The sequence below is a fragment of the Seleniivibrio woodruffii genome (assembly GCF_029267515.1).
In the GTDB taxonomy this organism is placed as follows: Bacteria; Chrysiogenota; Deferribacteres; order Deferribacterales; family Geovibrionaceae; genus Seleniivibrio; species Seleniivibrio woodruffii_A.
Map to the genome: position 1 here is coordinate 214,958 of NZ_JAJUIS010000002.1, position 10,505 is coordinate 225,462.

At 47.3% G+C, this 10,505-nt stretch carries 9 protein-coding genes; all 9 read right to left on the minus strand.

Features of this window, described 5'->3' with window-relative positions; translation table 11 throughout:
• Positions 1-46 precede the first annotated feature (46 nt).
• Complete coding sequence (pnp, locus tag Q7P67_RS03645) at positions 47-2,185, minus strand: polyribonucleotide nucleotidyltransferase (protein ID WP_303850532.1); 2,139 nt, start codon at positions 2,183-2,185, stop codon at positions 47-49.
• Between the two features lie 6 nt (positions 2,186-2,191).
• Positions 2,192-2,461, minus strand: coding sequence for a 30S ribosomal protein S15 (rpsO, locus tag Q7P67_RS03650; protein ID WP_303850533.1), 270 nt, complete (start codon positions 2,459-2,461; stop codon positions 2,192-2,194).
• A gap of 60 nt (positions 2,462-2,521) precedes the next feature.
• Positions 2,522-3,415 (minus strand): tRNA pseudouridine(55) synthase TruB, encoded by an 894-nt coding sequence (truB, locus tag Q7P67_RS03655; RefSeq protein ID WP_303850535.1) that lies wholly within the window; start codon positions 3,413-3,415, stop codon positions 2,522-2,524.
• The gene (gene rbfA, locus Q7P67_RS03660; protein WP_303850537.1) at positions 3,415-3,750 is read right to left on the minus strand and encodes a 30S ribosome-binding factor RbfA; all 336 of its coding nucleotides are present in this window, start codon (positions 3,748-3,750) and stop codon (positions 3,415-3,417) included. The genes truB and rbfA overlap by 1 nt, the downstream gene beginning before the upstream one ends.
• A gap of 269 nt (positions 3,751-4,019) precedes the next feature.
• Positions 4,020-7,418 carry a translation initiation factor IF-2 gene (infB, locus tag Q7P67_RS03665; protein WP_303850538.1) on the minus strand — a complete coding sequence of 1,133 codons (3,399 nt, stop codon included), beginning with the start codon at positions 7,416-7,418 and terminating at the stop codon, positions 4,020-4,022.
• 14 nt (positions 7,419-7,432) lie between these two features.
• Positions 7,433-7,654, minus strand: coding sequence for a YlxR family protein (locus Q7P67_RS03670; protein ID WP_303850539.1), 222 nt, complete (start codon positions 7,652-7,654; stop codon positions 7,433-7,435).
• Between the two features lie 6 nt (positions 7,655-7,660).
• A complete protein-coding gene (gene nusA, locus Q7P67_RS03675) occupies positions 7,661-8,974 on the minus strand; it encodes a transcription termination factor NusA (RefSeq protein WP_303850540.1) in 1,314 nt (437 codons plus the stop codon).
• Between the two features lie 8 nt (positions 8,975-8,982).
• Entirely contained in the window at positions 8,983-9,468 is a 486-nt protein-coding gene (rimP, locus tag Q7P67_RS03680) for a ribosome maturation factor RimP (RefSeq protein ID WP_303850541.1), read from the minus strand.
• 127 nt (positions 9,469-9,595) lie between these two features.
• Positions 9,596-10,501 carry a PHP domain-containing protein gene (locus tag Q7P67_RS03685; RefSeq protein ID WP_303850542.1) on the minus strand — a complete coding sequence of 302 codons (906 nt, stop codon included), beginning with the start codon at positions 10,499-10,501 and terminating at the stop codon, positions 9,596-9,598.
• Between the last annotated feature and the right edge of the window lie 4 nt (positions 10,502-10,505).

Genomic DNA, 10,505 nt, shown 5'->3' on the forward strand with positions numbered 1-10,505 from the left:
AGTATATCAACGGCAAAAATAAAGGGGCTTTGCAGCCCCTTCAAATTTAATTTTCTTCTTTTTCCGCAGGTTTTTCTGTGGAGAGAAGAACTTTTCTGGAAAGTTTGTAGCGTCCGTTGGGGTCTTTGCCCACAACTTTCACCTGAACGGTATCTCCAACACTGAGGTAATCCTCTATCTTGTTGATACGTTCGTTGCTGTACTGGGAAACGTGAAGCAGCGCCTCGATTCCGGGGATAAGCTCCACAAACGCGCCGTATTCCATTATCTTTTTGACTGTGGCATCGTAAACCGCGCCCTCTTCCACCTCTGCAACGATCTCGTTTACACGTCTCTGAGCGATGGTTATAGCGTCTTTGCTTACAGCGAAGATGTTTATCTTGCCTGTGTCGTCGATATCTATGGATGCGCCTGATTCCTCGATGATGGATTTGATCATCTTTCCTCCCGGTCCGATAACCATACCGATCTTCTCAGGGTTGATCTTCATGGTAAGGTATCTGGGAGCCGTGGGAGCGAGATCTTCTTTAGGCTCGGCAAGAACGTCTGTCATTTTGCCGAGAATGTGAAGTCTTGCAGCTTTTGCCTGCTCAAGAGCAGTTTCAAGAAGCTCTTTGGAAAGACCTTCAATTTTGATGTCCATCTGAAGTGCTGTAATACCGTCTTTGGTACCGGCAACTTTGAAGTCCATATCGCCGAGGTGGTCTTCAGTTCCCATAATGTCGCTGAGAACCGCGTATCTGTCGTTACCTTCATAGATAAGACCCATAGCAACGCCCGCAACGGGAGCTTTAACAGGAACGCCTGCATCCATAAGGCTGAGGCATCCGCCGCACACAGTCGCCATAGAGGATGAACCGTTAGATTCAAGAACCTCTGAGACTATACGCACGGTATAGGGGAAGTTGTCCTCGTCGGGCAGAACGTAGGAAAGAGCGCGCTCAGCGAGTGCACCGTGACCTATTTCACGTCTGCCGGGACCTCTCATGAAGCCTACTTCACCAACACAGAAGGGAGGGAAGTTGTAATGCAGCATAAAGCGTTTTCTGCCTTCGCCGTCGATGTTGTCGAGTATCTGGGTATCCATTTTGGTACCGAGAGTGGCAACGACAAGCGCCTGAGTTTCGCCTCTGGTGAAGAGTGCGGAACCGTGAGTCATCGGAAGAAGCGCGTGTTCAATATCGATGGGACGTACTTCAGTGTATGAACGTCCGTCGATTCTTGTTTTAGAATCTATTGTGAAGTTTCTGAAAGCTGTTTTCTCAACTTCGTGATAGATGTTTTTATAGTGACCTTCTTTAGCGGCATATTCCTCTTCGCCCACTTTTTCTTTCATAAGCTCAAGAAATTCTTCGCCAAGTTTATCGATAGCGGCGTATTTCTCAAGTTTCTGAGGAATAACCAGAGCCGCTTTGATTTTGTCACCGATAACAGCCATGGCTTCTTCTATGTCCGAAGCGGGAACGGCGAAGCTCTCATATGCGAACTTCTCTTTGCCGAGGGCTTTGACCATCTCAAGCTGATGAGCCACGAGCATACGGATGTGTTTATGTCCGAACTGAAGGGCTTCAACAACCTCTTCTTCGGAAACGTTGTTCATCCCTGCCTCAACCATAACTATTGCGTCGTCAGTACCTGCAAGGGTAATGCTGATGTCGAGTTCATCATAGCGGTTTGTGGGGGGATCGATGACAAGCTGCCCGTCCAGTCTGCCCACTTTGACACCGGCGATAGGTCCGTTGAAAGGGATATCAGATATCATGAGCGCCGCGCTTGCAGCGTTCATTGCGAGCATATCGGGGGAGTTTACGCCGTCGTATGAAACAACGGTTGCTATCACCTGGGTCTCATTTCTGAAACCGTCAGGGAACATGGGGCGCAGTGGTCTGTCTATCAGGCGGGAGATAAGGGTTTCTTTATCAGAGGGCTTCGCCTCTCTTTTAAAGAAACCGCCGGGGATCTTGCCCGCAGCATAGAATTTTTCGAAGTAGTTCACTGTCAGAGGGAAAAATCCCTGATTGGCAGCAGCTTTCTTCTGACCAACGGCAGTAACGAGGACGATTGTGCCGCCCTGTTTAATCCAGATGCTGCCATTTGCCTGCTTCGCTTTCCATCCGGTTTCAAAAATTATTTCGTCGGCGTCTTCACGCAGGCGAATGGGAAAAGTCAGTACATTTTTTTCCATTTAGTGTTACTTCCTGATTCCGAGAGCTTCGATGATTCTGCGGTATCTCAGGTAGTCTTTCTTCTTAACATAGTCGAGAAGTTTTCTACGCTGACCTACGAGAAGAAGAAGACCTCTTCTTGAGTGGTGGTCTTTGGGGTTAGTTTTAAAATGTTCTGTCAGATAAGAAATTCTTTCTGTCAGAAGTGCAATCTGTACTTCGGGAGAGCCTGTATCGGATTCGTGGGTTTTGTTCCCTGCGATAATCTCTTCCTTGCGTTCTTTGGTCATTACCATTGTAAATTACCTCCATGATAAGCTAAATATTAGCAAAATTATTTTATTATATCCAGTCTGTCAGACCAGTAATTTCACAATTATGAAAGGCTGATCAGTAAATTCGCTTTTTTCTGCAAATGCCAGCAGTTCGCCGTTTCTGTCCGTAAGAAAAACGTGACCCCCGTCAACGTCTGGCAAACTGAGATAATTATGTCTTTTGACGGATACTCCGTTTTTAACCAGTTTAACCGCCTCGTCCCTTATTATCGCCTTTTCCCAGCCAAGAGCTTTATCCACTGGAATGACAGCCTCTTCGAGCCTGCCCTCTTCCTTCATGTTTTCAAGATCTCCGAGTCTGAAAGCTGTTGACTGGGTGAACTTACCGTTCACCGTGCGGATTAGTCCGCTCATAACCCCGTAACAGCCTAGTTTCAGCCCCGCTTCGTGGATAACACTTCTGACGTATGTGCCTTTTCTGCATTTCATGCGAAAAAGCCCGTCCGGATAGCTGTATTCCATAAGTTCAATGTCCGTTATGAACATCACGCGGCTGCCTGCATCCTCAATCTCGCCCTTTCTGGCAAGATCATAAGCTCTTACACCGTTAATTTTGACGGCGGAATAAGCCGGAACAGTGAGTTCAACATCGCCTATGAAGGTTTTCAGAACAGCCTCGACTTCCTCTTTTGACGGTTTGATATCGCGGTTTTCCGCGGTTATATCACCGTCGGTGTCGTAACTGTCTCTCGCTTCGCCAAGACGGAACTGAGCTACGTATTCTTTGTCGAGAGCCATCATGTAATCTGCAAGTTTGGTGGCATAACCCAGACAGACGGGAAGAACACCTTCCGCCAGAGGGTCGAGAGTGCCGGTGTGACCGCATTTTTTTGTGTTAAAAATCCTGCGGGCAGCCCTGACAACTGCGAATGATGAAATACCTTTTTCTTTATAGATATTTACAACGCCATCCATTACTGCTCATGATTGATGGTTTTCAAAACGTCGTCAATCTTCTGACCGTAATCGGATGAGTCATCATAAATGAAGCGGAGGTCGGGAACCTTTTTGATGGTAAGGTTTTTAATGATGCAGTGCTTAATGAAGCCTGCGGAGCGGTTAAGCCCTTTTTCAATCCCTTCTTTTGCACTTTTATTATAAGTGCTGAAAAATACTTTGGCACTGGACAGGTCTTTGGAAATTTCAACGCCCGTGATAACAACATCTTTAACTTTCGGGTCTTTGACCCCGATAAGGATCACGTTTGCAATCTCGGCGCGTAAAAGCTCCGCCACTCTTCTGTCTCTCACCAAAATATCTCCTGCTCAATCTCCGATTGCACAGCAACCGCCCCATCATGAGCGGAAACCGTATCAACGGTCGGCAAAACTGCGTTCCGCACCGAAAAACGGTGCGGAACATTAACTATCGTATATTATACTTAAAAGGTCAAGAACTTATTTGTTCTCCGGCTGATATATAAGATATCTTCGTCACATATTCTTCCTCGCAAAGACGCAAGCTGCTGTCATTGCGAGGAAGCCTTCAGGCTGACGCGGCAATCTCAAACCTGAAAAACTTATTTATTCTCTTCCTTCTCTTTTGCTTCCGAGTCTCTGCGGACGTCCTCAAGAGTTCTCTTCTCTTCAACCATAATATAGAACTCGAAAACGTCGCCTTCTTTAATATCATTGTATTTTTCAACGCCGATACCGCACTCGTAACCCTGAGCAACCTCTTTTGCATCGTCTTTGAAACGTTTCAGAGAGTGGAGTTTGCCGTCGTAGATAACGATGGAGTCACGGATGACTCTGACACTGGCGTTTCTTGCAACCTTGCCCTCTGTAACGTATGAGCCTGCAATCTTACCGATTTTCGGCACAGAGAATACCTGACGAACTTCCGCACGTCCGAGAACCTCTTCTTTGCGGGACGGGTCAAGCATACCTTCCATCGCCTGTTTAACGTCATCAATCGCCTGATAGATAACGGAGTAAAGGTTAAGCTCAACGCCCTCCTGTTCCGCTTTGGCTTTCGCCTGCTGTCCGGGGCGTACGTTGAAACCTATGATAATGGCGCTGGACGCTGTAGCGAGAATGATATCGTTCTCTGAGATACCGCCCACACCGCTTGAAATGATATTTATCTTCACTTCGGGGTTGGAAAGTTTTATCAGAGAGGATTTCAGAGCTTCCAGTGAACCCTGAACATCAGCTTTGAGAACTATGTTAAGCTCTTTCAGCTTGCCCTCTTTAATCTTATTGAAGATATCAGCAAGGCTGACAGCAGATTTCTCTGCCAGAGTGTTTTTACGTTTCTCATCAGTTCTGAACTCAGCGATAGCCTTAGCTGTTTTTTCATCGGCTGTAACGATGAACCTGTCACCAGATTCAGGAACGCCGGAGAAGCCCATTATCTCAACGGGAACGGAAAGCCCCGCTTCCTTGATTGCGGCTCCTTTATAGTTGAACATCGCCCTTACCTTACCGGATTCCGTACCGACGACAAAGTTGTCGCCTCTGGTCAGCGTACCTCTGTTGATAAGAACGGTCGCTACTGGTCCCTTCTGTTTATCCAGCTTGGACTCAATTACGATACCCTCTGCCGGAGCATGGGGGTTGCCTTTAAGTTCAAGGAGTTCCGCTTCAAGAAGAACTCTTTCAAGCAACGCGTCAACGTTGATGTTCTGCTTTGCGGAAATTTCCTGAAACTGAGTATCGCCGCCCCAGTCCTCGGAGATAACTCCGTATTCGGAGAGCTGGTTGCGCACCATGTCAGGGTTGGCGTTCTCTTTATCTATCTTGTTGATTGCGACAATCAGCTTAACGCCAGCCGCTTTCGCGTGGTCGATAGCCTCTTTTGTCTGGGGCATAACGCCGTCGTCAGCCGCAACAACAAGGATAACAATATCCGTAACGCTTGCACCTCTTGCACGGAGGGTTGTGAACGCCTCGTGACCGGGTGTATCAAGGAAGGTTATTGTTCCGTGGTCAAGTTTCACTTCATAAGCACCGATGTGCTGTGTGATACCGCCGGCTTCACCCTCGGCAACGGCTGTAAGACGTATTCTGTCCAGCAGCGACGTTTTACCGTGGTCAACGTGACCCATAACGGTAACGATGGGCGGTCTGGGAACAAGGTCTTCGTCCTTGTCCTCGTGTTTAGGAATAAGGTCGTCTTCCGTAAGGAATTTCACCTTAACATCTATACCGTACTCTGCGGCAAGCAGAGTTGCCGTATCGCCGTCAATAGCCTGATTCACGCTTGCCATTACGCCCAGCCCGATAAGTTTTTTGATAACCTCGGTTGCTTTAACGCCTATGAGTTTGGCAAACTCGGAGACAACAACGTTCTCGCCTATCTGAACGCTTGACGGGCGCACAATAACAGGTTCCTGTTTCTCCTCTTTTCTGCCTTTCTGTTTTTTAAAGGGCTTGCGTACGTTCCTGTTGTCGTTTCTTTTCTCTTTGGGAGCCTCTTCGACTTCCTTTTCGACTTCCACAACAGGGGTTCCGTCGGAAGAGAGTATCTGCTGTTCAAGCTCGAAAAGCTCGATACCTTCGTCCACACCCTTATGTATATTCTTTTCCTTTTTTCCTACTACAGTTTTTGCTTTAACTTTTTTAGTTTCAACTGTCTCTGTCTTAGGTTTTTCACGGATAACTTTTTTCTTTTCAGCCAGTTCCGCTATGGATTTTTCCTCCATCTGCGGTCTTCCTGCACCACCGCCCTGCGGACGGTAAGGCGGTCTGTCACCACCCTGATAAGGTGGTCTGCCGTCACGGTTATAGGGAGGACGATCACCTTGGGGTCTGTCGCCCTGGGGTCTGCCGTCACGGTTATAAGGCGGACGGTCGCCGCCCTGATAGGGAGGTCTGCCGTCACGGTTATAGGGCGGTCTGTCGCCCTGCGGACGGTTATCTCTGTTGTATTGAGGTCTGTCACCTTGCGGGCGGTTATCTCTGTTATACTGAGGTCTGTCGCCGCCTTCGCGATTATACTGGGGACGATCACCCTGCGGACGGTTATCTCTGTTGTACTGAGGTCTGTCGCCGCCTTCACGGTTGTATTGAGGTCTGTCGCCATACTGACGGTTGTCCCTGTTGTATTGAGGTCTGTCACCCTGCGGGCGGTTATCTCTGTTATACTGAGGTCTGTCACCGCCTTCACGGTTATACTGGGGACGGTCACCCTGCGGACGGTTGTCCCTGTTGTACTGGGGTCTGTCTCCGCCTTCACGGTTATACTGGGGACGGTCGCCCTGCTGGCGGTTGTCCCTGTTGTACTGAGGTCTGTCTCCGCCCTCGCGGTTATATTGGGGACGGTCGCCCTGCTGGCGGTTATCTCTGTTATACTGAGGTCTGTCGCCGCCCTCGCGGTTGTAATGGGGACGGTCACCCTGCGGACGGTTTTCATACGGGCGTTCCTCTCTTTGGGGACGCTGCTGCTGTGCAGGTGCCTGAGGCTGTTCCTGTTTAGCAGGCTGTTCCGCGGGTGCAGACTGATCTGCCGGTTTTGCAGTTTCCTGAGCAGGAGTTTCTGTTTTCATAGGCTTAATCTCTTCTGCCGACGGAACCTGATGGGGAGCCGCCGTTTTCTCTTCAACCGGAGCGGAAACAACTTCTTCTCTGGTTGTTACTCTTATTTCATCAACAGTACGAATAGTATTCTCAAGTTTCTTCTTTCTATCGATAAGCTCTTGTTTGGAAATCTTTCTGACTGCTTCATTTTCTGTAGACCCCATCTTGATTTCTCTTGATTTCGGGTGTCTTTTATGGCGTTCCATAGCTTTTTTAAGCATTTCCTGTCTGCGGTCAAGGTTTATGAGCTTAGGGTCAAGCCCCAGCGACTTGACAGCATCGTCGGAGATGGTTCCGTCTTCAGCCACCTTGTGTCCGGCTCCCTGTACGTTGTTGAGAACCTCGTCTTCATTTTTTCCAAGTTTTTTAGCTACATCAGTCAGTTTGATTCCAGACATATAATTTCACCTGTTCAGCGGGTACGTCTAAGTTGGTTGCAAAGCAAAGATCTTGTCAGCTTCATCTTTTTCAGCCCGATATCCCTGCACTTTTCATTATCGCAGACATAGGCTCCACGCCCTTGTCTGTTCCCATCTGTGTCTTCTTCGGGTTTTTCAGAGTAAACATAGCGCACAAGCTCCGATTTCTCTCTTTTTGCTCCGCAGGACACGCAGGTTCTTATAACCCTTTTCATAGTATCTTAGTTTTCTTCGTTCTCCTCAGAATCCATATCTTCGAATTTGCTGGCAAGGAAATCTATTGCCGCATTGATTATATTAACGGCTTCGTCCTCACCTTTGCTCACGGCATCCGCAACCTCATGAGGGCTGGCGTTCGACAGTTTTTCTATATCATCAAGCCCAGCCTCTATAAGTTTTGAAACTTCCTCAGCGGAAAGCACTGAAAGGTTTTCAAGATTGTATATTTCATAAAATTCTTTAAGTTCCTGTTCCTGATCCTGCATACGCTCTTTTCTTATTTCAGCGTATTCGGATTCTTTCAGAACGTCCAGTCTCCATTCGGTAAGTTTCGCCGCGAGTCTTACGTTCTGACCTTTTTTACCTATGGCAAGTGAGAGCTGGTCGTCAGGAACGACAATCTCTATTGTATCTTCATCTTCAAACACGTTGGTAAGCACAACGTCAGCAGGTGAAATTGCATTGCATACGAATTTGATAGGATCCGGAGACCATTCTATAACGTCTATCTTTTCGCCTCTGAGCTCGTTGCTGATGGCATTGATACGAACACCTTTAAGACCGATACATGCTCCTACGGGGTCAATACTGCTGTTCATGGTGTAAACGGCAACCTTTGCCCTGTCTCCCGGTTCTCTTGAAACGGCTTTAACGTCGATAATACCTTCGTAAACTTCGGGTATCTCAACTTCGAACAGTTTTTTAAGGAACTGAGGATGCGTTCTGGAAAGGATAAGCTGAGGCCAGCCTTTCACTATTTTGATATCCAGAAGCAGCGCGCGGACATAATCTCCTCTGTTATAGAAGTCGCCGCCTATCATCTCCCTCTTGGGAAGAACAGCTTCTGTTTTACCTATATTTATGATAAGGTTATCTCTGTCAGTTTTGAGAACTACACCGTTGACAACATCGCCGACCCTGTCCTGAAACTGGTCGAGGACAACCTGTTTTTCAGCTTCTCGGATCTTTTCGAAAAGTTTCTGTTTCGCAACAAGTGCCGCCTGTCTGCCAAGCTCCTCCAGTGTTGTTGGAACCATGATAACGTCGCCGAGCTGCGCGTTTTCTTTATATTGCTGGGCATCGTCAATATAGATTTCCGTCCATTTGTCGTCTACTCCTTCGCAGACTTCTTTGGGGAGCAGAATGTCTATGATGCCTCTGTCTATATCAACCTCAACGTCGGGTTCAAGAAGTTTGCCGATCTTTCTTGCAACGGCAGCCAGAATGGATTCTCTGAGAGCTTCACAGAGGATATCTCTGGATATTCCTTTCTCTCTGCCCAGTTCATCGACAACTTTCGTCAGTTCCTTGCTCATTAGTCCTCCTAAAACTCAATCTCCAGATTGGCCTTGGAAATATTTTCTATGTTCAGTTTAAAAGTCTTATTCTCTTTTTCAACAAACAGATCTACAACGCCGTTTTCCGCTTTTCTGATAACTCCGGTATAATTGGACCTGCCTGATTCATCTTTGGTTTTAGTAACAACCTTACACTTACTTCCGATAAATCTACTGAACTCGTTTTCTGTGCGCAGCGGACGCATAAGTCCGGGTGTAGATACCTCAAGCATATAGTTTTCATACGGTATAAGAGATTCGTCCGTATCAAGATATGCAGAGATAAGTTTACTGATTTCGGAACAGTCTTCAATCCCCGTTCCTGTGTCGTTATCAATGGTGATTCTAAGAACTTTGCCGCCCGGTTCGCTTCTGAGCGTAATGTCGAAAAGTTCGCAGTTTTTGCCTTGGACGATAGATCCGATCTGAGGTCGTATCTTATCAAGAATTATTTTACTAACAGGGTTCTTCATCTGTCTCCGAATAGCAGTTTATACCACACAAAAAAATTGGCGGGCTATGCCCACCTGATTTTGTTTCTAGCACACGGCTGATTAAATAGCAAGCACTTTCTTACAAGAATGCCCGATGTATGGGCTTTCAGATGAAATAGAAGCCGTATTTCAGGTCAACCACCCTTTCGATGAAGCTGTCTATCAGAGTCGAGTCAGTACATCCGTGACCGCCGATGTGTATTCCCGGTTTGATACGGTCGCCGTGGAAATCGCTTCCCGCCGTAACCAGCAGCTTATGCTTTTTTGCTGCGTCAACATACTTCTGCACCTGCTCAGGGGTATGATATGTGCTGTACGCCTCAATACCGGAGATACCGTCGGTTATCAGCTCCTCTATGCTCCTGTCCTTATAAAGCCCCGGATGGGCTATACAGAGAACGGCTTTGCCTTTCAATCTTTCAACAGTTTCGTAATAGTCCAAAAGTCTCACATCAACCCACGCCTTTCCGTCCTTGAAAAAGTAGTCGAAATAAAAGTTTGTGAAAGGCGATACGGATTTCTCACCCTCAAGGTAGTCGTAAAGCGCATCTCTGTTTTCAGGATGTTTCGTGAGCACTGTCAGAAAAGTAACACCGGAAGCTGTTCTGCCGTTGGCAGCTTTCATAAGTTCACCGTATTCTATGGTGAAACCCATGTCCTGAAGTCTTTCCACACGCATTTGGGTCTGAAGGTCACGGTTCTGCTTAAAGGTTTCCAGTATGCCGATAAGCGTGTGGCAACCCTCATTAAACCCGTAAGCGCAAACGTGTATCTCTCTGTCTCCGTGGAATGTTGAAAGCTCAACACCGTTGATGAACATGGTTTCGGAACCGTATCTGCCCTTGTTCCATTTCATCTCGTTACAGGCTGTAAGGGTGTTGTGGTCGGTAATGGAAAACGTGCTTATACCCCTTGTACGCGCAACTGTGAGTATCTGTGCAGGGGTGAGAACACCATCGGAGCTGTGGCTGGAATGTATATGCAGATCAAAACTGCCCACAGAATATTCCACACCA

Excerpts from the sequence above, each read along its gene's own strand:
- pnp (WP_303850532.1), bottom strand. The coding sequence starts at position 2,185 with ATGGAAAAAAATGTACTGACTTTTCCCATTCGCCTGCGTGAAGACGCC.
- infB (WP_303850538.1), bottom strand. The coding sequence starts at position 7,418 with ATGTCTGGAATCAAACTGACTGATGTAGCTAAAAAACTTGGAAAAAAT.
- truB (WP_303850535.1), bottom strand. The coding sequence starts at position 3,415 with ATGGATGGCGTTGTAAATATCTATAAAGAAAAAGGTATTTCATCATTC.
- rimP (WP_303850541.1), bottom strand. The coding sequence starts at position 9,468 with ATGAAGAACCCTGTTAGTAAAATAATTCTTGATAAGATACGACCTCAG.
- rpsO (WP_303850533.1), bottom strand. The coding sequence starts at position 2,461 with ATGGTAATGACCAAAGAACGCAAGGAAGAGATTATCGCAGGGAACAAA.
- Q7P67_RS03670 (WP_303850539.1), bottom strand. The coding sequence starts at position 7,654 with ATGAAAAGGGTTATAAGAACCTGCGTGTCCTGCGGAGCAAAAAGAGAG.
- nusA (WP_303850540.1), bottom strand. The coding sequence starts at position 8,974 with ATGAGCAAGGAACTGACGAAAGTTGTCGATGAACTGGGCAGAGAGAAA.